Origin of the sequence: Streptococcus sp. 2020WUSS089, assembly GCF_044427405.1 — a bacterium.
GTDB classification, from domain to species: domain Bacteria; phylum Bacillota; class Bacilli; order Lactobacillales; family Streptococcaceae; genus Streptococcus; species Streptococcus hashimotonensis.
Window position 1 is genome coordinate 1 of sequence record NZ_JAOTGD010000018.1, and the last position, 21,021, is coordinate 21,021.

Here is a 21,021-nt window from a genome sequence, read left to right on the forward strand (position 1 = left end):
TCTATCATCTTCTGATGGACTTGTCAACACTTTTTCGAAACTTTTTTTCGTTCCGCTACTGACTAGCCCCTCAAGAGACAACTCAATTATTCTATCACGACTTATACACATTGTCAACCGGTTTTTTGATATTTTTACACTGGAAGTTCTATGTAGATACTAAAGCATAAGGTTAATTCCAAATAATACCGCTAAATCAGTCAATCAGGCACTTAAGTTACTATTGGCTGAGTATCACATTTAGTCACTCCTCTCCTATTCCTTCTTCTCTTTGCTATAACCTAGATAAAAAGAAACTGAACAGAACTTTTTATAATACTTCTGCCCAATTTCTTGATTCGATTAACATAATGTTAGTGACTAGCTTTAGCGAAAGTCTTTCAAATGAATTTGTAGATCACGTATCATTTCACGGCGACCATTAAAACATTGTCCGCTAATTAATTTTTCGTATTTATCAAGTTGATCATTGCTCAGATTTTTTCGATAATCTCTCAAGGCACCTCTCAACATTAATAGTTCATCGTTTATCAATCCCGGTGATTGTATTGCGTGAGATAATTCGTGAATATCTTCATGTGGCATACGGTCAAACTTGCGTTTTTGACTTTCCTGTTTACGGATACGATCCTTGATTCGATTTCTGAACTTGACTTTGAAATAACAATATAATTGAACTTGTTCATCAACTAGCCACGGTTGATCTTCCAACAATTCAAATAAGGTCATCATTCCTTCTTGTTCCCAATCATCTCGATCCCATAGTTTAATGTAAAACTCTTTTCGAGCCTTGTTTACAATACCTTTAACGCTTGCGTACACTTTTTCGAATTCCATTTCTTAATCTCCTTTTGTTGATGGTTTAAGTTTATCGAAAAGTGCTGTCTTTCTACAGGACATTTTTGTCTAGCATACTTTATTTGATTTTTCTTTTTTAAAGTACATTTGCTATTGATACTCTATGGCAAACATTGCATTCTGCTCCAGAAGGTAATTATTTGGTATAGTTCTAAGATTGAGATAAATAACTGATTCGTTTTTCTTGTAAATACCCTGTTTCTGATGTGTAGCCTGTAAAAAAGCCTTCGCCAAAATTATGTACTTAGCGAAGGCTTGGTGGTTATTTTAGTGGTTAAGAGTGAGGGCAGATCCGTTATGGAATGTCTTGCCCAGAGTATTTTTATACTACTCTTTCGTATTAATTTTCTCTTTTATTTCTTCATAAGAAAGGGGATGAACATCTTCGTCATCGTGTTCAATATTCTCTGGCATTTTGCCTGTTTCATACAGAGATTTAATTTGAACACTATCAAGAGTTTCATATTTGAGAAGTGCTTCTGCAATCAGTTTGTGTGTATCACGGTTTGATTGAATAATATCTGCAGCTTTATTTCGAGCCTCATTTAGCAGATCTCTTACTTCATTATCTAACTCATATGCAGTTTGCTCAGAAATATGTTTTTGAGTTGTTTGTCCACCAAACATTGCATGACTGCCTTCATACTGCATTGGTCCCATTTTTTCACTCATACCATATTCTGCAACCATAGCACGCGCCATCTGTGTAGCTTGTTCAAAGTCATTTGAGGCACCGGTTGTTTGGGTATTAAAAATAATTTCTTCCGCAACACGACCACCCATAAGACCAGCCAATTGCTCCTTCATATCTTCTTTAGATAGAAGCATTTGATCTTCTTTAGGAAGGGCAATCATGTATCCACCTGCGCGACCGCGGGGAACAATTGTTACTTTGTGAACTTCACGTGCATTTGATAGTACGAGACCAACAATTGTATGACCTGCTTCATGGTAGGCAACGATTTCGCGTTCTTTGGCTGAAACTTGACGGTCTTTCTTAGATGGACCTGCAATTACACGATCTTCTGCTTCGTCAATATCTGAAGCATCAATGACAGTCTTGTTTCGACGTGCTGCTACAAGGGCTGCTTCGTTAAGAACATTCTCTAAATCTGCACCAACAAATCCTGGTGTTTGTTGTGCTACTAATTTCAAATCTACATCTGCTGCTAATGGTTTATTCTTCGCATGAACTTTAAGGATTGCTTCACGTCCTTTAACATCCGGACGACCAACCAATACTTTACGGTCAAAACGACCTGGACGAAGAAGGGCAGGGTCTAAAACATCACTACGGTTGGTTGCGGCAATGACAATGATCCCTTCGTTGCCTTCAAAACCATCCATTTCAATTAGGAGTTGGTTGAGGGTTTGTTCACGTTCATCGTTACCACCACCCATGCCGACACCACGTTGGCGACCGACAGCATCGATTTCATCGATGAAAATAATGGCTGGTGCTGCTTTTTTTGCATCTTCAAATAATGAACGAACACGGCTGGCACCGACACCAACAAACATTTCAACAAAATCTGAACCAGAAATAGAGAAGAATGGCACACCCGCTTCACCCGCTACTGCTTTGGCAAGCAAGGTTTTACCTGTTCCTGGAGGACCCTCTAGTAGCACACCTGCTGGAATACGTGCTCCAAGTTTAGTAAAGCGTTTTGGATCCTTCAAAAATTCAACAACTTCAACTAATTCTTGTTTTTCTTCCTCTGCACCTGCTACATCTGAGAAACGTACCTTGATGTTACTTTGTTCCAAAGCTTTAGCTTTATTCCGTCCAAAGTTCATGGCTCCTCGAGCCCCACCGCCACCCTGGTTCATCATCATCATAAAGAATACACCAGCAATGATAAGCGGTAACAAATTAAAGACAATATTTAACCAAAGTCCATTTGAACTTTCAGGTTTAATAGTAACCTTTACTCCATTTTCATTTGCAAGAGCTTGTAGCTCTGACAAATTCGTTTCTGACGGTAAAATTAGTGACTTAAAGTTTTTATACTTAACTTTGCTAGAAACTTGGAATAACTTAATAGATGAAGCTAACTCATCTTTAGCTTCCTGTTCTGTTTTGTACTTACCAGTAATTTCAATAACACTTGAATTTGGTTGATAAGTAATTTCAGATACATTATTATTTTTCAATTCAGTCACTACTTGTGAATAACTGATTTCTTGAGTTGCTACTTGCTGACCAGCGTTAAAAAATTGAAAGGCTGTAACAATAGTGGCAATAACGAGAATAATGAGAAAAGGATTTTTTATAAATCCTTTATTTGGTTGATTGTTCATAATATAGTAGGAAACCTTTTTCTATTTTGTGTAAACTTCCTCTTTGAGTACACCAACATAAGGAAGATTACGATAATTTTCATCATAATCTAAGCCAAATCCAACTACAAATTCATTTGGAATAGTAAAGCAAGTGTAGTCTGGCTCGATTTCAACAACACGACCTTCTGGTTTATCAAGAAGAGTGGCAATTTTAATAGAAGCTGCCTGACGCAAAGCAAAGAGTTCTTTCAATTCTTTTAATGTGCGACCAGTGTCAATAATATCCTCTACGAAGATGATATGTCGACCTGCAACACTATTGTCCAAATCCTTGATAATCTTAACGGTACCACTACTCTCCGTTCCGCCATGGTAGCTAGAAACAACCATATAATCCGTTTCTACATGGGCATCAATATGTTTCATTAATTCTGCCATAAATGGGATAGAACCTTTTAAAATTCCTACAAGAATAGGATTCTTATCTGCATAGTCTGTTGCTAGAATTTGACCGAGTTCTTTGCATTTTGCAACGATTTCTTCTTCTGAAACAAGAATTTTCTTAATATCTTTGTCCAACATAGTTGTTCTACTCTTTCATTTTTATATATAAGGTAGCTTTGATTATATCATTTTTTACTGATTTACTCAAATCACTGCTAACAAGATTCGTAATTCCATAAATTTCTCCATTCTGCTCGATAATAAGCGCATTTTGTCGAACTTTCTGTGAGATTTTATTATCAATAAACCAACGGCGGAGTTTTTTATTTACTCCGTTTATTAAAATGGTATCCCCAGCCTGCCTTCTCCTCACTACAATTGGATTTTCTGTAGGAAAATATAAAATACTATCCGCTTCTACCAAAGGATGATTGAGAGAAAAAATATATGAGCCGTAAGAAAAAATACCCTCTGATTTTATCATGATTTTTTCTGGTTGACTATCCGTCTCTAGTCCTATTTTATAAATTTGAAAACGATGATAATCCTTCTCTAACATGTAATCATTTTTCAATAAATGATAGTAGTTAGTTTTTGAACGCAATATATGTAATACTTCATTAAATTGTGGACGAGAGAGCTGTAAATCAGGAAATTTTTCCAAATATTCCTCTAATAGATAACTTTGTACTGCAGGTGTCTGTTGTTGAAAACTCATCACATCTGTAACGGATAAATCCTGTGTCAAATCTCTTAGCGCTTGAAATAGATTATTTGTATCAACTGCAAGATTATTGAGAGCAAGTTCGATTTTAGGATTTTCCTGTTTTAACTTTGGTAAATAGTCATTTCTGACTCTATTTCGAAAATATTTGAAATCTGCATTACTGCAATCTTCAAAATGAAATAGCTTATCAAAATCTGCCTTTTTAAAAGATAAAAGTGGTCGAATAAGTTCTCCTGTTGCAAAAGGCTGAGTCGGTTGAATTGCTGATAAGTGACGCAAACGCCCTCCTCTAATCAATCGCATAAAGACAGTTTCTGCCTGATCATCTGCATGGTGGGCTGTCACTAGTGCAGTGTAGCCTTCCTTCTCCATGATTGTAGCAAAAAATCCATAACGCCATTTTCGCGCCGCTTCTTCTGAAAAATCACCTTCAAAATAGGACAGATAAAAGGGAACATTACTTTCTTCTGCTAACTGTTTAAGATATTTTTCCTCGATGACAGATTCTTCCCTCTGTCCATGATTAATATGGGCAATTCCAAGTTCAATCCCTAACACTTGTTTGCATTCGTATAAAAGATGGAATAGGTTCATAGAATCTACCCCACCGGATACGGCTACTAGTACTTTCTTATGTTTATCAAAAAAGTGACCATCCTGTGTCACTTTTAAAAATCTATCTTTCATTTACTTTAAAATCCCGTAAATATCATTTGCAATTTGTGTAATCTCATCATAATTTGATTTATCTGTAAAAATAGATAAAACAAAAGGAGATCCTGCGTAAACAATCGCTACATCGTGTTTGACATCGTCTGCATCGCCAATTTTATGAGCAACTGGAACTGAGATGTCTTTCGAAATACGTTGATTATCAAATTGAGTAGATAACAAACTTTCTAGCACATAGCCATTTTGAATATATAAGGCTTCCATCATTTTCCCTGCGATCTCAGCTGAAGTTTCACGTGTAACCATACTCCACTCACTACCTGTTTTAGCAGTTATTACTTGATAAAAATTGGAATCGAATTTATTAGCTACATAATAAGAAAGTAAATTACTAGCTACATTGTCTGACTCTTTAGCAGTCTTATTGATCAATTCTTCCACTGAATAATCTTTGTTGTCAGGAGTTTTTGACAGTGAACCACTTCCTCCAGCAACATAAGCTCCTGGGAAGGACATAGATTCGGCTGTATATTTCACTTTAGTAGTCAAATCAATATACCCAGCATTCAGTTGCTCTTGAACGTAATAAAGAATTGGTAGTTTAGCAATGCTGGCAGAATAGAATAGTTTCTCTTGATTTACACCTGCAGTTTGACCTGTTGACAATTGTTTCACATATATACCAATAGTATCTTTGGAATATTTGTTAGTCAACAACTCTTGAACAGCTTCTACTCTATTATCCGTTTTAGAAAGATTATTTACTGCAATCCAACCTTTATCTGTAACATAGGCAAACTCACCTAGGGAAGTTGTTACAATTTTAGAAACCATAACAGCTTGATAGTGTTGTAAATCATTTTTTATTTCCGTAGCTTCGTTAGCAATTGGTGAGGTTAACAATGTGAAACCTTTTTTTGTCCAATAAGTTTGCTCAACAGTAGTTTCTGTAACAATTACATCATCAAATAGTAGATGCCTACTTGCAAGAATGTAACCCTTGTCATCTATTTGGAAAACCAATTCTTTTTTACTATTGACTAAAACATCCGTAATAGAAAAATGTTGGTTCGGCTGTAATTGTCCACCTGCTATAGTCAGTTCTTCATCCGAATAAAGATTCTCAGTTTGAAAAACATTTGGGTTTTGAGGGATAGTTTGAAAATACTGATCATAGATAGTATGAGTCAATTCGTATTCTTCTTGCGCTGTGAGTTCAAATGGTATTTCTGTACTATCGACCACCTGCCATCCAAATAAAACTGGCAATAACCATACGAGCAGTTTTTTCTGCATACTCCCTCCTTTCTAGGATTCATTTTCTTCTAACTTTAATTCTCTATTCTTTTGATTCAACTCTTCTAATTTTTCATCAGAATGCTGTAAAAATTGCTCTACAATTTTAAAAATAGATTCGGTCATTTTGGTAACCCTGGAATATTGTAGACAAATTCCCCTTCTTTAGAGTATTGATACTTAGCCCGAACATACTTTGCTGCATATTCCTCATTTTTCAATTTTGCAACCATCTCTGCTTCCTGCTTCTGTTCTTTGGTCAGTTCTTCGTAATTTTTTTCCAATTCAGCAAGTTTCTTTTCCTGCTGCTGAATATTAGTGTATGTCCCAACAAGATTGTAGGCAGGCAACATAAAAAGAAAGATAACTAGAATGAGAATTGCACCCATAAAACGATTTTTTTGTTGGCGTTCTGCCAATTGATGCTGAGTTTTTTTACGTTCCGACTGAATAAAGGCATTATTCAGTTGTAGAATTTTAGATTTCTTCATCTTTTTCTATCCTTTTTTCACTGATAATTTCATACATTTTCAGTGCGTCTTCTTTTTTAGTCGAATCTTTCATCTCAAGTACTTTTACAGTGAGTAGTTTATTACCAAATTGGATTTCAACCTGATCATTTACTTTTAAATCTGTTGAAGATTTCGCCAAAATCCCATTGACTTTTATTCGTCCTTTATCGGCAACTTCCTTCGCAACTGTTCGACGCTTGATAATGCGGGATACTTTCAAATATTTATCTAGTCTCATACTTTACCTCAGTTCACTATTTTACCATTTTTCAAGGTATTTGAGAAATTTATTCTGCCTTCCTTGCTTTAATTTCTTTTAATTTTTCGGCAAAAGAAATCAATTCCTCTAATATTTCATATTCTTTTTTCTGTTGAATGTTAAACACAACAGCTAGTTTTCCTTTATTTTCCGTTATCTGAGCTTTCAAATTTGTCACAGATAAAGCTTCAAAGTAATCTTGCGTTAGGAAAATTTGACCAGCCATAGGTTCGAATGTTACTGTCACTTGATGTTGTCGTCTAAGAACTGTATGACAGAAAACTTGGTCTAAAAATGACTTCAATAGACCGATTTCCAGTAAGTAGGCTACTACATCAGGATACTCTCCAAAACGGTCTATCAATTCTTCTTGTAATTCTTGATAGTTGACACGACTGTCAATATTCTTTATACGCTTGTAAATTTCAATTTTTTGTCGCTGATCAGCAATATAGTCACTTGGTAGATAGGCGTCAATCTGTAGGTTGACCTCAGTGTTGCTTTTCTGACGCTGAGACGCCTTGCCTTGTTTTTCTAAAATGGCTTGTTCTAGCAATTGTGAATACAATTCATACCCTACAGAATCAATAAATCCTGACTGGGCAGCGCCTAAAATATTTCCAGCTCCACGGATAGACAAATCTTGCATGGCAATCTTGAAACCTGATCCTAGTTCTGTAAAGCCCTTGATTGCCTCCAAACGTTTTTCAGCTACTTCTGTCAGGGACTTGTCTGGACGGTACATGAGATAGGCATAGGCAATCCGACTGGAACGGCCAACACGTCCTCGAAGTTGATAGAGAGTTGACAGTCCCATGTGATCGGCATTTTCAATAAACAGTGTATTAGCATTTGGAATATCAACACCTGTTTCGATGATTGTTGTGGTCACTAGAATATCATACTCACCCTCTACAAAGGCATAGAGAGTATTTTCTAATTGGATTTCCGACATTTGTCCATGGACGTATCCTATAGTAGCTTCTGGAACCAAGTCTTTTAATTCAGACACTTTCTGTTCAATGGTGTCAACTTTATTGTAAAGATAGTAAACCTGACCTCCGCGATCTATCTCACGAAGCATTGCATCTCGGATAACGGAAGGATTTGTTTCCATCACATAAGTTTGTACAGGATAGCGATTTGTCGGTGGAGTCTCAATTACTGATAAGTCACGGATTCCCAACATGGACATTTGCAATGTCCGAGGAATCGGAGTTGCAGTTAGGGTTAGGACATCTATTTTCTTTTTCAGTTCCTTCAAGCGTTCCTTATGCTTGACACCAAACCGTTGCTCTTCATCAATAACCAGTAAACCTAAATCAGCAAAAACAACATCTTTTGATAGGAGGCGATGGGTACCAATCAAGATGTCAACTTGGCCTTTTTTCAACTTCTCAAGTGTTTTTTCCTGCTCTGCCTTTGTTTTAAAACGACTCATAACATCAACATTAACAGGAAATTCTGCAAACCGTTCTTGGAAATTAGCGTAGTGTTGCTGGGCTAAAACAGTTGTAGGAACAAGAATAGCTACTTGCTTGCCATCATTGACAGCTTTGAAAGCAGCGCGCATAGCTACCTCTGTCTTACCAAAGCCGACATCCCCTACCAGCAAACGATCCATTGGAGAGTCCTTTTCCATATCTTGTTTGATTTCATAAATGGAACGAAGTTGGTCGTCGGTTTCCACATGTGTAAAGTAGTTGTCAAACTCAACCTGATTCTCATCATCTGGTGAAAAGGCAAAGCCTTTCAGTTGACTACGCTCCGCATAAAGCTTAATCAAATCATCTGCAATATCCTCCACTTGCTTCTGAACTTTTTGCTTGGTTCGTTGGAACCGACCATCGTTTAGTTTATTAACTTTTGGAGCTTTCCCATCAGATGCTAAGTATTTGGAGAGAAGATCAATTTGTTCTACAGGAATAGAAATGCGATCGGAGTTTTGATATTGAACCGTTAAATAATCACGATGAATGCCTGAAATTTCAATAGTCTCAATTCCTAAGTATTGACCGATACCATGAACATGGTGAACGACATAGTCACCAACTGCTAATTCACTATAGTCCTTAATACGTTCAGCGTTAGAAATATTGGTTCTACGTGTCTTACGCTTCATTTTCTTATTGAAAATCTCTTTTTCAGTGATGAAAACTAGTTTCTCATCCATCAAATGAAAACCTGAAGCTAACTGACCAATCGTAACCTGTTGCTGACCTTCTACTAACTTATCTGCCGCATGTACTGGAAGATGGATATCATACTCTTGTAAAGTTTTCTGTAAAGTCTGTAAACTTACATCAGAACTCGCTTGAATAACAACGGTATTGTTTGACTTCGCATACCGAGTCAATTCATCTTTTAACAGTGGAATCTGGTGGAAAAATTCCTGCATAGGATACTGTGTGAATTGATAGAGAGCATCAAACTTTACATTACCTAAACCTTTTTGAAAACTTGAAAAGAAAGTGGCAGGTTTGTATTTTCTTAACTCCGAATAGGTAGATGCAAAATAGTGCAAACTTGACACTGATTTTCCCTTTTGTAAATCATCTGTCAATAACTCTGCTGATTCTTTTTCAAATTGAGCCTGCTTGTCAGCAATTTTATGAAAATCATCTAAAAATAAGGGAGAACCCTTTGGCAAATAATCCAACAATGTCCAAGATTGTTCATATAAAAATGATAGAAATTTTCGTAAATCGGGATGACGATATTCCGTTTGCATATCTGCCACGACTTCTCGTAAATAAGACTGCTGCTCCCCACTTCTAGATTGGTCAATAGAGATTTGGATTTTCTGACTAGCCCGCTCATAGTCAGTAGACGATAAAATAATATCTGATGCTGGTGACAAACTGATTTGTTCGAGATTCTCTAAAGACTTTTGACTATCTACATCAAAAATACGGATGCCATCAATTTCATCTCCAAAGAATTCTAAACGGCAGGGAGATGCCGCTTGCATATCAAAAATATCTAGAATATCCCCTCGTTGGCTGAATTCCCCTTGTGTTAAAACACGAGAAACTTTTTTATAACCTATATTGACAAGTTTCTTTACAAGATTGTCAACTTCTATTTCTTGACCAACTTCAAGCTTTATTTTAGAACCTTTATAAGTCTCAGGACTCGGCAATAAGACCCGACAAGCAGCCATACTAGCAACTAAAATTCCTGAACTGGTAGAATCTGTCAAGAAATTTAAACTGTCAATCCTTGATTGAGTCCGTTCTTTTGATGCAAAAACAAACTCGGCAATAGGACTATCATCTGTAAAAAAGTTGTAAACATTCTCACTTCCAACGATGGCTGTTAAATCTGCAACTAATTTCTCAGCATCATTTTGAGTAGCAGTCACAATCATAATCTTTTCAGCCAAACAATCATAGGCAGTCGCCATGACTAATGACTTACTGGTGCCAGTGAGTCCTAATAATAGTTGGCGATCTGACTTGTTTAAGCCAGACTGCCACTGATTGATTTGCTTATTTTTGTGAAGAAGATCTAGTATATTCATTATCCGTTAAACTTTCTCATGATGCTATCAAAATCGTCCTCTTCCAGATAAAAGTTGACAGCCTTGTCAAGTTTATCTAGTGCTAAGTCGATTTCAATACGGTCTTCTGTATCAAATCCAGATAAGACGTGATTGACAACGCTCATCTTTCCTTTTGGACGACCAATACCTATCTTAATGCGATCAAATTCTTGTGTTCCAATGTGCTTGACAATGGATTTAATCCCATTGTGGCCACCAGCTGAACCCTTTTGACGAAAACGGATTTTCCCAACAGCCATGTCCAAGTCGTCGTAAGCCACCAAAATATCTGTCTCATCTAGACCATAATAGGTCATCAAGGCATGGACAGCCTTACCTGATTCGTTCATGAAGGTCGTTGGCTTTACTAGATAGATTTTTTCACCGTCAATAAAGGTTGTGGCAATGTCTGCTTGGAAAATCTTATCGTGACTAAAAGTTACATTTTCACGCTTGGCAATCTTATCTAGCAACATAAAGCCGACATTGTGCTTGGTTTCAAAATAGCGATCCCCAGGATTTCCTAGGCCTATAATCAATCGTGTCATTTTTTCTCCTTTTCATCACTTAGTTTATCTTTTATTACTTCAACGAACGGAGGCTGGGCAAAAAGCCCAGCACCGCTTCTCAAAGTTAGTGTCAACATCTCTGCAATTCGTGTTTTACACTCCAAATCTAACCATTACGACTGTTGCGAACAAAGTTCGCCTTATCTCCAACCTCAAACTGTCTCCCAGACAGTTTGAGCTGTGCGGGGGGTGGGAGTGAAACAGTCTGGGAATAGACTGTTTCAGCTCAACAACTAGAAATAAAGACTTGTTGACGAACTCTTCTATGAATGGTTGAGTTCTTTCCCACTCACTATTTCCCGATTCAAATAATTATGAAATTATTTGAACTCATCTTGTCGTACTCTAGTACTGCCTACGGTTCGTTGCCTAGTACTAAAAGCAAACTAAACGACTAGAAATACCAAAAGGCTGGAAAATGTATTCCAACCTAATTGTCTATTATACATTAAAGCGGAACTCCATGATGTCCCCATCTTGAACGACGTATTCTTTTCCTTCTTCACGGAGGCGTCCTGCTTCCTTGACTGCCTTTTCAGAGCCGTATTGAATCAAATCATCATAGGACATGGTTACGGCACGGATAAAGCCTTTTTCGAAGTCTGAGTGGATGATGCCAGCACATTGAGGAGCTTTCATACCACGTTTGAAGGTCCAAGCACGAACTTCCTTCTCTCCTGCTGTAAAGTAGGTGCCTAGACCAAGCAAGTGATAGGCTGCACGTGTTAATTTGTCCACACCAGATTCTGTCAAGCCGAGGGCTTCCAAAAACTCACCCTTGTCTTCATCATCGAGTTCTGAAATTTCTTCTTCAGCACGCGCAGAAATCACCACTACTTCTGCATTTTCTGTTGCTGCAAAGTCACGGATTTGCTGAACATAGCTGATAGACTCTGGATCTGCTACCTTGTCTTCATCGACGTTGGCAACATAGAGGACTGGTTTAGTGGTCAAGAGGAAGAGTTGCTTAACGATTTTTTGTTCTTCATCTGTGAAGTCAACTGTACGAGCAGATTTTCCGTCTTCTAGGACAGGTTTGATTTTTTCAAGGACTGCAAATTCTGCTACAGAATCCTTGTCTTTTTGTGTACGGGCCATTTTTTCTACACGCGCATAACGCTTGTTGATGCTCTCTAGGTCCGCCAAAATCAATTCTAGGTTAATGGTATCAATGTCTGCGATAGGATCAACAAAGGCATCTTCACGGCCTTGTTCACGCATGACATTTTCATCGTCAAAGGCACGCACCACATGGACAATGGCGTCAACTTCGCGGATATTGGCCAAGAATTTATTTCCAAGCCCTTCACCTTTAGAGGCACCTTTTACGATACCAGCAATATCAGTAAATTCAAAAGTGGTTGGAACTGTCTTTTTAGGAGTGATGAGTTCTGTCAACTTCTGCAAACGCTCATCAGGCACTTCTACCATGCCGACGTTTGGATCAATGGTCGCGAAAGGGTAGTTGGCAGCCTCTGCTCCTGCCTTTGTAATCGCATTAAATAGGGTTGATTTACCAACGTTTGGCAAACCGACGATTCCTGCTGTTAAAGCCATGTTTTTTACTCTCCAATTAAAAATTCAATCATGACTATTATAGCAGAAAAATAGAGAAAAAGCTTGCCGATTGGCAAGCTTCGTTAAAAATAATGCATAATGAAAAATGAACCTAAAACAACAACTGCAACAAAAATGAGAGAGATAATATCTCCTCTTGTAAGAGGTCGTTTGGATTCTTCGTTCAAGTATTCCCAAACATTCATTTTTCCTCGTTGTTCCACCACAATTTCCTTCTCAGGCTCTTTTCCTAAAACCAGATAATCCAGACTGACACCAAAAATTTCTGCCAGCTGGACCAGTTTGTCGATATCTGGCGTTGCTTCACCATTTTCCCACTTGGAAACAGCCTGACGGGAAATATAGAGTTTCTCTGCCAACTCATCTTGGGATAGGTTATTGGCTGTTCTTAAAACTCGAATTTGCTGTGCTAACTGATTCATGATCATTTCCTCCTCTTTTTTATAAGTCTATTATAGTTTAGAAAGGAACAGTTGACTAGCACTTTTTAGGAAATATTCGCAACCAGCAGTTGCAAACTGTCAACTAGGTTTCACTAGGCAGCACTTGTTGCATTTTTCGTTCAAAATCATGCCGGCTCATCATGACTACATGGTCACAGTTGGTACAGCGGATTTTGATATCCGCTCCTAGACGGATGACTTCCCATTTATTGGCCTTCTTGCCGGTCGATTTGATGACACAGGCATGAGGCTTTTTCATTTCGACAAAGGATCCTAATTGATACATACTTCCTCCTTAAAGATACATACTTCTTTCCTGATAGGTTAACGTTACCTCATTTGCAGTGCATATCTCTCCATCTATTTGCAATAATAATTTTTCTTTTGATTTTAAAACTACATCTACCCCTGTTAAATGCTGAATTGTATGAGAAGATTCATGCCTCTTCGTTAATAAGGCTAACAATGATTGTAGACGTTGGTAGAAATTTCCATTTTTGAAGTAAACAATATCTACTTCCTTCTTTTTAGCACTTGCTGTTGGCCATATCATGATTCCTCCACCAAAATAAAGACTATTTGCTACAGAAATAAAAAAGAGATTACCTAACTGATAAGATTTTCCATCAAGAGTTAATTCTAAGTTTATAGCTTGTTTTGAAAATAATGTTTTAATACCAAAGAATAGATAAGTTAACTTCCCAAGTTTTACCTTGTTCAGAATTTTTTTCAAAATTGAATTCGTTGAACCATTGATAACTTGAGCTGCAAAGCCAAAATCCATACTATTTACAACCGTTCCGTATGAACTGTTTAAAACATATATCCGACTTGTTTTTCCCTCTAAAATGGCATCTACACTTCTATAGAGCGATGTTATATTCATTGCTTTTGCAAAATCATTTCCAGATCCTGTTGGATAATAAGCAAACGGTAGACTAGCTGGCCAAAAACGCAAGGCTTTAGATAGGGTGCCGTCTCCGCCTAAAATCATTAATTGGTCTTCACTACTGACAAACTCCTTTAAAATAGCCTCTATTTGACTTTTTTCATCCTCAGGCCCAACTGTCATAAAAATGTTAACTGCAAGCTGTGGATAACTTTCTTTTATTTTGAATATGATGTGTTCTGCAGTATGGCTACCAGCACTAGGATTAGCTAATATATATAACGTCATTTATTCCCCATCACTAAATATATAAAAATAAGCTAGGTGCTATTTTTTAGTATAACATAAAAACGGCTAGTTTAGCCGTTCTTAATATTATTTAGTTGGTACGAACTGGTGTAACCAATTGAATAAAATCTTCCCCTTCATTATTGGGAATCAATGTAAATGGACGGACAGAAGAGATAAAGCTAATTTTCACTTGTTCACTAGTTGTGGCTTTCAATGCTTCTATCAAGTAAGTTGGGTTAAAGCTGATTACTAAGTCTTCACCTGATACTTCTACAGTATCTAATTCCTCATTCACACGTCCAACTTCTGGAGAATTTACATGAGCCGATACAACATTATTAGCAATTTCTAGTTTTACTGTACCATTTTGGGTTGCATTTGAAAGAAGACGAGCACGCTCCATCGAGTGACGAAGATTTGCAGTATCAAAAATTGCAGTTGTTTTAAACTCGGTTGGAATTAAGCGGTCGGTATCAGGGTAGGTACCCTCTAATAATCGTGTATAGAAGCTAATATGCTCGCTTCTAAAAAGGATTTGATTATTTGAAAAGAAGACTTCTACTGTTTCAATATCATCTGTAAAAACTGCAGTAAATTCACGGAGAGAACGACTTGGAATGACAACATTAAAATCATCACCAGATGTATCAAGGACCAATTTCCGTTGGCTCATACGGTGTGAATCTGTTGCAACAGTTTTTAGATTTTTATTTTCTGTTAAAACAAAATGAACACCCGTAAGAATAGGACGACTTTCTTGTGTAGAAGCTGCAAATGCTGTTTCATTAATTGTTTGTTTCAATACTTTGGTTTCTAACACCAATGGTTTTGAAGTTGGAACTTCCTGTAAACGAGGATACTGTTCTGCTTCTTTTCCCTTTAATGTAATTTCAGACTTACCACTTGTCAAAACGATTTGCTTTTGTTCAATTTCATTGAAGTCAAGGACCAAATCCGGCATGCTGGATACGACATTAATAAAGAAACCAGCTTCTAAGAGAATGGAACCTGGAGAACTGATCAAAAGTCCTGCATTTTCATCTTGAATAGAAATAAAATGTTCAATCGAGATTTGTCCATTTGAACCAGTTAAAGTGATTCCTTCACTAGTTACTGTAATTTTTACTGTTGAAAGAATTGGAATAGCATTTTTTGTACTGATTGCCCGTTTAGTAATACTAAGTGCTTGTAGAAATATATTTTTATTAATAGAAAATTGAATCATGGATTCTCCTTTATTTATTATCTATAAGGTTAATAGTAATAGTAGTTTCTGTGTATTCTGTGGAAAAGTGATGAAAGACCAATAAAACTGCGGAAATTAACTTGTTCACAACTTGTGGAAAAAACAGAAGTTTTTTAAAAAGTTATACACAGGTTAACGAAGTTTATTTTTTATACTGGTAATCTCTATTTCTAAATTCTCATCATCCAAGAGGAGAGTTTTTATTTTATTGTATGCATGCATAACGGTTGTATGGTCTCGATTACCAAATTCTTTCCCAATTTTTGGAAGGGAATTGTCTGTCATTTCACGTGCTAAAAACATAGCAACTTGTCGCGCGTGAACGATATGTTGAACACGCTTAGAACCTTTTAATTCTTTCAAGCTGACACCGTAGAAATTTCCCACTTCGGTTTGGATTTTCTCAATAGGAATAACCATGTTTTGTGGATTTGTTTGTTTTCTTGATCGAATAGCCTCAGCAGCAACCTCGACACTTATCTCAGACAGTTGCCGCATAGTGGCTATCAAATGGATATCTTTTAAGGCACCTTCAAGGTCACGTACGTTCGAATCAAATTGCCCAGCTAGATAGGATAGCGTCTCATTTGTAAAGTTATAAGGCAGGTTCTCGCACTTGTTACGTAAAATTGCGATACGTGTTTCAAAATCAGGTGGAGTGATTTCACTGGTTAACCCCCATTTGAAACGTGTTACTAGTCTTTCTTCCAAATTGTCTAAGTGATCGGGATTACGGTCACTTGTGAGTACAATCTGCTTATTTTTTTCATGAAGCGCATTAAAAGTATGGAAAAATTCTTCCTGTGTTGTTGCTTTATTACGGAGAGACTGAATGTCATCAATTAAAAGTAAGTCCAGATTGCGATAAGTTTTTTTGAAACTTTCCATATCATTGAGACGGAGGTGTTCTAAAAATTCATTGATGAATGTTTCCGATGAGACATATTTTATCCTTGCCTGGGGATTATCGGCTAGAACCTTATTTCCAATCGCATTTAAAATATGAGTTTTTCCAAGACCAGGACCACCAAAAATGAATAATGGATTGTAGAGCTCACCTAGGTTATCAGATACAGCTAAAGCTGCAGCCTTTGCCCAGTGATTATTGTCTCCTTGTACAAAATTAGCAAAGGTGTACTGGGATTTTATATCAGAATGAACCGGTTTAAAAGTTTCTTGAGGCGTAGCCGGCTCAGGTGTCTGTACCTGGTGAACCACTGAACTTCTTGCGTTTGTAATGTTCTTAATTTCCTGTTCATCTTCTGTAAATTGATATTGGATGGCAAGAGGTTCTCCGTAGATTTCAAAACTAGCGGCAATCATTAACTCTTCGAAGTTTTTTTCCCAAAAATCTTTTTTAAATGGACGATTTAAGAAAATATTTGCAACTTGCTGGTTGATTCCAAGTAATTTTGCATCAGCGACATAAAAATCATAAATAGATGGCTTAAAATTTACTTTTGCTAATTCAATAAATCGTTGCCAAAAAAGTTGTTCTTGGTTCATATTTTCCCCCTTTCACATTATATTCGTTAGAATAGTGTACCATAAAAAATAAAAGTTTTCCACAGATAATTTTAAAAATCCACACTGTTAAGAAAAGTTTTCCACAAGATGTGAATAAAAGTCAGAACCTTTGCTGGTCCTGACTTTTTGTAATGATTTTAGTGTGGAAAAGAGTGTTTATAAAAATAAATTGTAAACAAGTCTATTTAAAATTGTTGATAATTCTTTCGAATTCATCGAGGTCATTAAAGCTAATTCGAATTTCTCCGCTCCCGTTTTTCTTCTTGAGAATTTTTGTAGTTGTTCCAAGAGTTTTACTGAGTGAATCTTCCTGTTCTTTTAAAAATTGGTCGCGTTGTTTAAGCTTAGTGTGTTTTTTCTTATTTGCAGCTATTAATTTTTCAAGCGTACGCACACTTAAATCCTTTGATAAAATGAGTTGAACCCATTCGGCTTGCTTTTCTTCTGAAAATGACACCAATTGTCGCGCGTGCCCTTGTGAAATTTTTCCTTCTTCTACAGCTTGTTTAGTCTGAGATGATAGATTTAGTAGGCGCAATAAATTACTGATATATGGTCTTGATTTTCCCATGATTTGAGCAACTTCATCATGTGTTAACCCTCTACTAATCAATTTTTGATAAGAGGCTGCTTCTTCTATCGGATTTAAGTTAGAACGCTGCAGATTCTCTATGATAGCCTGATAGAGTAAATCATCATCAGTCAGCTCTTTTACCACTGCTGGTATTGTAGTTAGTCCAGCTAATTGACTGGCTCGCAATCTTCTTTCTCCAGCTAATAATTCGTATCCGATAATAGAAGATTTTCTTACAATAATCGGTTGAATTAAGCCATTTTCCTTAATAGACTGAGCAAGCTCAAGTAGCTCCTTTTCATCAAAATGAATTCTTGGCTGATAGGGATTGGGATGGATTTCTGAAATATTTAGTGTACGTAATTCTTCCATATATCCTTATTCTAGCAAAAAAAATGAGACTTTACAATTGTGTAAAGTCTCATTTGTCAATTATTCGCTAAGTTCTTCTGTAGAATGTGTCAACTTAATGTCAACAGTTTGTTTCTGATTATTGCGGTAATAAGTTACAGTGATTGTATCTCCAATTTGATGTTTGTAGAGAGCGCTCTGGAGGTCACTCTTATTTTGAATAGCTTCTCCGTCAATTTCAGTAATAACATCAAAAGTTTCTAATTTTCCATCTGCAGGTAGTCCACTTTGTGTAGAGACAATTACTACACCGGATGTTAATTCCGTATTTGATAATCCAGCTTTTTCCAATTGACTAGTTGACAAGGTCGTCAAGTTAACCATATGAACTCCAAGAGCAGGTCGGCTAACTTTTCCATCTTTTTCAAGTTGATTGATAATAGCTACGGCATCATTTGCAGGAATAGCAAATCCCATCCCTTCCACAGCCACACCAGAGCTACTTACAGAACTTGAGGTGATTTTGCTAGAGGTGATACCAATGACTTGTCCTTGGATATTAATCAATGGTCCACCAGAGTTTCCTGGGTTGATAGCTGTATCAGTTTGAATAGCGTTGGTTGAGATTGTTTGTCCGTCTTCTGATTGTGAAGTAACTGTCCGACTTAGGCTGGAAATAATACCTTGAGTAACTGTATTGGCGTAGACACTACCTAGAGGACTACCAATTGCGATAGCAGTTTCTCCAACTTTAATTGTATCGGAATCAGCAAATTCAGCAACAGTAGTGACTTTATCTGCTGATATTTTTATAACAGCTATATCAGAATAGGTATCGGAACCAACGAGTTCACCGCTGATTTTTTCTCCAGATGCTAAAAGAATATCAATCTTTTCTGCGTTATTAATAACATGCGTATTTGTCACAATATAGGCATATTGACCATCTTTTTTATAGATAACCCCAGACCCCTCTCCAGCAACAGCTAGTTCGTCAGATGATTCAATATTTCCAAAGATAGCACCAAGACTATTGTTGGCTGACTTTTGGTAATTAATAACAGACACAACAGCATTTTGTACTTTCTCTACAGCTTTTGTGGTGGAAGTTTCATTATTATATTGAACATTGCTGACACTAGTGATAGTAGAATTTGCTTGTTGAACCTGTGGTTGGAAGAAAGAGGCTGATAAGGCCCCGATAAGACCCCCAAAAAATCCAATTACAAATAGAATCGCAAATTTCAAATATTTTTTCATATAAAGAATCCTTTCCATTTCTTTAATTTTCCTTAAGATTACTCTTGCTTTCTTAATTATAGCTTAAAGTTTTCAAAAATCAATCCACAACCTGTGGATAACTCTGTGAATTATGTGAAAAACTGTAGCCATATCCTGATTTTCTAAAAATATTTTCTGTCGTATGCTTGTGGATATGTTACAATTATTTTATGAAAATAAAATTAATTACCGTTGGAAAATTGAAAGAAAAGTACCTCAAAGAAGGTATTGCAGAATATAGTAAACGATTGGGACGATTTACTAAGTTGGATATGATTGAGCTTCCTGATGAAAAAACACCAGATAAAGCCAGTCAGGCAGAGAATGAACAAATATTAAAAAAAGAAGCCGATAGAATTATGTCTAAAATTGGAGAGCGAGATTTTGTCATTGCCTTAGCGATAGAAGGGAAACAATTTCCATCGGAAGAATTTAGTCAAAAGCTATCTGATATTGCAGTAAATGGGTATTCAGATATAACTTTTATCATCGGTGGTAGTTTGGGTCTCGATTCTTGTATTAAAAAAAGAGCTAATTTGTTGATGAGTTTTGGACAGTTGACACTTCCCCATCAACTAATGAAATTAGTTCTCATCGAGCAGATTTATCGTGCATTTATGATTCAGCAGGGAAGCCCATATCATAAGTAGTTTCACGTGAAACAAGGAGTGAAAATGAATCAAAAAGATTATCGTGTTTTTGAGGGATTGAGAATTGCTTGTTCATTAACGTTTATCAGTGGTTATTTAAATGCCTTTACCTTTGTGACTCAGGGTGGTCGCTTTGCTGGTGTACAATCTGGAAATGTTATTTCCCTAGCTTATTTTTTAGCTAAAGGTGACTTTGCGCAGGTAGTTAATTTTTCCATTCCTATTTTATTTTTTGTATTCGGACAATTTTTTACCTACTTAGCAAGAAGGTATTTTGAAAAACAAACATGGTCTTGGCACTTTGGTAGTAGTGTAATGATGTTAGTTCTTATTTTACTAACTATCATTCTCTCACCTATTATGCCTGCGTCTTTTACAATTGCTAGTCTAGCCTTCGTAGCCTCTATTCAAGTAGAAACATTTAGAAGGTTACGAGGTGCTCCGTATGCCAATGTGATGATGACAGGGAATGTCAAAAATGCTGCTTACCTCTGGTTTAAAGGAGTTATTGAAAAAGATTCAGAACTTAGAAAAACAGGTAGAAACATCTTATTGACCATTATAGGGTTTATGCTAGGTGTCATTATATCTACTCACCTATCCTTCCAATTTGAAGAATATGCCCTTATTGGTCTGATTTTGCCAGTTTTATATATTAATTATGAATTATGGCAAGAAAAAAGACCTACTCGAGGTAGGTCTAAATGATTCCAGCAGGATTCGAACCTGCGACCGTTCGCTTAGAAGGCGAATGCTCTATCCAGCTGAGCTATGGAACCTTAACCATTTTATTTTACATTAAACAAAGCACTCTGTCAATACAATAAAAAAGGTAAATTCTCAAAGTAAGTTCTAGTTCCCGTCCTTCCAGAAGTTACTTTGAGAAAACTGCATAACACTAACAGAATTTAGTCTCAGACTAAGTTCTGTTTTTGCCTAAAGCTGCAGATTCAAGGAATTTTTAGGGTTGAAAATGTTGAAAAAAAGAGTACACTAAAGTTACTGGCTCTGAGACGTCTCAAAGTAA

At 36.6% G+C, this 21,021-nt stretch carries 20 protein-coding genes and 1 tRNA gene; 2 read left to right on the forward strand and 19 right to left on the reverse strand.

All coding sequences use genetic code 11. The annotated features are described in order from the left end of the window. Positions 1-366: 366 nt before the first annotated feature. From ODU46_RS09745 to ODU46_RS09830, 18 genes are all read right to left on the reverse strand, one after another. Positions 367-837 (reverse strand): sigma-70 family RNA polymerase sigma factor, encoded by a 471-nt coding sequence (locus ODU46_RS09745; protein WP_024393242.1) that lies wholly within the window; start codon positions 835-837, stop codon positions 367-369. Positions 838-1,185: 348 nt separating this feature from the next. Beyond that, positions 1,186-3,159 carry an ATP-dependent zinc metalloprotease FtsH gene (ftsH, locus tag ODU46_RS09750; protein WP_105118936.1) on the reverse strand — a complete coding sequence of 658 codons (1,974 nt, stop codon included), beginning with the start codon at positions 3,157-3,159 and terminating at the stop codon, positions 1,186-1,188. A 21-nt stretch (positions 3,160-3,180) separates the two neighbouring features. After that, positions 3,181-3,723: a hypoxanthine phosphoribosyltransferase gene (hpt, locus tag ODU46_RS09755; protein ID WP_014735203.1), complete on the reverse strand. Its 543-nt coding sequence runs from the start codon at positions 3,721-3,723 to the stop codon at positions 3,181-3,183. Positions 3,724-3,730: 7 nt separating this feature from the next. Further along, positions 3,731-4,999 carry a tRNA lysidine(34) synthetase TilS gene (gene tilS, locus ODU46_RS09760; RefSeq protein WP_398579565.1) on the reverse strand — a complete coding sequence of 423 codons (1,269 nt, stop codon included), beginning with the start codon at positions 4,997-4,999 and terminating at the stop codon, positions 3,731-3,733. Then, entirely contained in the window at positions 5,000-6,280 is a 1,281-nt protein-coding gene (locus ODU46_RS09765; RefSeq protein WP_398579566.1) for a serine hydrolase, read from the reverse strand. 12 nt (positions 6,281-6,292) lie between these two features. After that, a complete protein-coding gene (locus tag ODU46_RS09770; RefSeq protein ID WP_004194325.1) occupies positions 6,293-6,406 on the reverse strand; it encodes an SP_0009 family protein in 114 nt (37 codons plus the stop codon). After that, the gene (locus ODU46_RS09775) at positions 6,403-6,771 is read right to left on the reverse strand and encodes a septum formation initiator family protein (protein WP_004194327.1); all 369 of its coding nucleotides are present in this window, start codon (positions 6,769-6,771) and stop codon (positions 6,403-6,405) included. Before ODU46_RS09775 ends, ODU46_RS09770 begins: the two co-directional genes overlap by 4 nt. Further along, positions 6,758-7,030 carry an RNA-binding S4 domain-containing protein gene (locus ODU46_RS09780; protein WP_004194330.1) on the reverse strand — a complete coding sequence of 91 codons (273 nt, stop codon included), beginning with the start codon at positions 7,028-7,030 and terminating at the stop codon, positions 6,758-6,760. Before ODU46_RS09780 ends, ODU46_RS09775 begins: the two co-directional genes overlap by 14 nt. Positions 7,031-7,079: 49 nt before the next feature. Next, the gene (mfd, locus tag ODU46_RS09785; protein ID WP_395382151.1) at positions 7,080-10,574 is read right to left on the reverse strand and encodes a transcription-repair coupling factor; all 3,495 of its coding nucleotides are present in this window, start codon (positions 10,572-10,574) and stop codon (positions 7,080-7,082) included. Further along, positions 10,574-11,143, reverse strand: coding sequence for an aminoacyl-tRNA hydrolase (gene pth, locus ODU46_RS09790; RefSeq protein WP_024384311.1), 570 nt, complete (start codon positions 11,141-11,143; stop codon positions 10,574-10,576). The genes mfd and pth overlap by 1 nt, the downstream gene beginning before the upstream one ends. A 462-nt stretch (positions 11,144-11,605) precedes the next feature. Beyond that, positions 11,606-12,721: a redox-regulated ATPase YchF gene (gene ychF / locus ODU46_RS09795; RefSeq protein WP_014637241.1), complete on the reverse strand. Its 1,116-nt coding sequence runs from the start codon at positions 12,719-12,721 to the stop codon at positions 11,606-11,608. An 83-nt stretch (positions 12,722-12,804) separates the two neighbouring features. Next, a complete protein-coding gene (locus ODU46_RS09800; protein WP_208581749.1) occupies positions 12,805-13,164 on the reverse strand; it encodes a helix-turn-helix domain-containing protein in 360 nt (119 codons plus the stop codon). 103 nt (positions 13,165-13,267) lie between these two features. Further along, entirely contained in the window at positions 13,268-13,471 is a 204-nt protein-coding gene (locus ODU46_RS09805; RefSeq protein WP_029171245.1) for a DUF951 domain-containing protein, read from the reverse strand. A gap of 9 nt (positions 13,472-13,480) precedes the next feature. Beyond that, on the reverse strand, positions 13,481-14,362 hold the full coding sequence (locus ODU46_RS09810; protein ID WP_398579567.1) for a diacylglycerol/lipid kinase family protein: 882 nt from the start codon (positions 14,360-14,362) through the stop codon (positions 13,481-13,483). Positions 14,363-14,453: 91 nt separating this feature from the next. Then, positions 14,454-15,590, reverse strand: coding sequence for a DNA polymerase III subunit beta (gene dnaN, locus ODU46_RS09815; RefSeq protein WP_004194538.1), 1,137 nt, complete (start codon positions 15,588-15,590; stop codon positions 14,454-14,456). Between the two features lie 153 nt (positions 15,591-15,743). Next, the gene (gene dnaA / locus ODU46_RS09820; RefSeq protein ID WP_024384308.1) at positions 15,744-17,117 is read right to left on the reverse strand and encodes a chromosomal replication initiator protein DnaA; all 1,374 of its coding nucleotides are present in this window, start codon (positions 17,115-17,117) and stop codon (positions 15,744-15,746) included. 202 nt (positions 17,118-17,319) lie between these two features. Further along, positions 17,320-18,084 carry a ParB/RepB/Spo0J family partition protein gene (locus ODU46_RS09825; RefSeq protein WP_029186209.1) on the reverse strand — a complete coding sequence of 255 codons (765 nt, stop codon included), beginning with the start codon at positions 18,082-18,084 and terminating at the stop codon, positions 17,320-17,322. Between the two features lie 60 nt (positions 18,085-18,144). Then, a complete protein-coding gene (locus ODU46_RS09830; RefSeq protein ID WP_398579568.1) occupies positions 18,145-19,341 on the reverse strand; it encodes a S1C family serine protease in 1,197 nt (398 codons plus the stop codon). Positions 19,342-19,514: 173 nt separating this feature from the next. Between ODU46_RS09830 and rlmH the strand changes: the two genes are divergently transcribed. After that, on the forward strand, positions 19,515-19,994 hold the full coding sequence (gene rlmH, locus ODU46_RS09835) for a 23S rRNA (pseudouridine(1915)-N(3))-methyltransferase RlmH (protein ID WP_004194528.1): 480 nt from the start codon (positions 19,515-19,517) through the stop codon (positions 19,992-19,994). A gap of 24 nt (positions 19,995-20,018) precedes the next feature. Beyond that, positions 20,019-20,702: a YoaK family protein gene (locus tag ODU46_RS09840; protein ID WP_029171250.1), complete on the forward strand. Its 684-nt coding sequence runs from the start codon at positions 20,019-20,021 to the stop codon at positions 20,700-20,702. On the opposite strand, the gene ODU46_RS09845 is transcribed toward ODU46_RS09840, so the two are convergent. After that, positions 20,700-20,773: transfer RNA gene (locus ODU46_RS09845), tRNA-Arg, on the reverse strand. The genes ODU46_RS09840 and ODU46_RS09845 overlap by 3 nt on opposite strands. Between the last annotated feature and the right edge of the window lie 248 nt (positions 20,774-21,021).

Coding starts and splice junctions, on each gene's coding strand:
- ychF (WP_014637241.1), bottom strand. CDS start 12,721: ATGGCTTTAACAGCAGGAATCGTCGGTTTGCCAAACGTTGGTAAATCA.
- ODU46_RS09770 (WP_004194325.1), bottom strand. CDS start 6,406: ATGACCGAATCTATTTTTAAAATTGTAGAGCAATTTTTACAGCATTCT.
- ODU46_RS09800 (WP_208581749.1), bottom strand. CDS start 13,164: ATGAATCAGTTAGCACAGCAAATTCGAGTTTTAAGAACAGCCAATAAC.
- dnaN (WP_004194538.1), bottom strand. CDS start 15,590: ATGATTCAATTTTCTATTAATAAAAATATATTTCTACAAGCACTTAGT.
- ODU46_RS09775 (WP_004194327.1), bottom strand. CDS start 6,771: ATGAAGAAATCTAAAATTCTACAACTGAATAATGCCTTTATTCAGTCG.
- tilS (WP_398579565.1), bottom strand. CDS start 4,999: ATGAAAGATAGATTTTTAAAAGTGACACAGGATGGTCACTTTTTTGAT.
- dnaA (WP_024384308.1), bottom strand. CDS start 17,117: ATGAACCAAGAACAACTTTTTTGGCAACGATTTATTGAATTAGCAAAA.
- mfd (WP_395382151.1), bottom strand. CDS start 10,574: ATGAATATACTAGATCTTCTTCACAAAAATAAGCAAATCAATCAGTGG.
- hpt (WP_014735203.1), bottom strand. CDS start 3,723: ATGTTGGACAAAGATATTAAGAAAATTCTTGTTTCAGAAGAAGAAATC.
- ODU46_RS09780 (WP_004194330.1), bottom strand. CDS start 7,030: ATGAGACTAGATAAATATTTGAAAGTATCCCGCATTATCAAGCGTCGA.
- pth (WP_024384311.1), bottom strand. CDS start 11,143: ATGACACGATTGATTATAGGCCTAGGAAATCCTGGGGATCGCTATTTT.
- ODU46_RS09830 (WP_398579568.1), bottom strand. CDS start 19,341: ATGGAAAGGATTCTTTATATGAAAAAATATTTGAAATTTGCGATTCTA.
- ODU46_RS09805 (WP_029171245.1), bottom strand. CDS start 13,471: ATGTATCAATTAGGATCCTTTGTCGAAATGAAAAAGCCTCATGCCTGT.
- ODU46_RS09810 (WP_398579567.1), bottom strand. CDS start 14,362: ATGACGTTATATATATTAGCTAATCCTAGTGCTGGTAGCCATACTGCA.
- ftsH (WP_105118936.1), bottom strand. CDS start 3,159: ATGAACAATCAACCAAATAAAGGATTTATAAAAAATCCTTTTCTCATT.
- ODU46_RS09825 (WP_029186209.1), bottom strand. CDS start 18,084: ATGGAAGAATTACGTACACTAAATATTTCAGAAATCCATCCCAATCCC.
- ODU46_RS09840 (WP_029171250.1), top strand. CDS start 20,019: ATGAATCAAAAAGATTATCGTGTTTTTGAGGGATTGAGAATTGCTTGT.
- rlmH (WP_004194528.1), top strand. CDS start 19,515: ATGAAAATAAAATTAATTACCGTTGGAAAATTGAAAGAAAAGTACCTC.
- ODU46_RS09745 (WP_024393242.1), bottom strand. CDS start 837: ATGGAATTCGAAAAAGTGTACGCAAGCGTTAAAGGTATTGTAAACAAG.
- ODU46_RS09765 (WP_398579566.1), bottom strand. CDS start 6,280: ATGCAGAAAAAACTGCTCGTATGGTTATTGCCAGTTTTATTTGGATGG.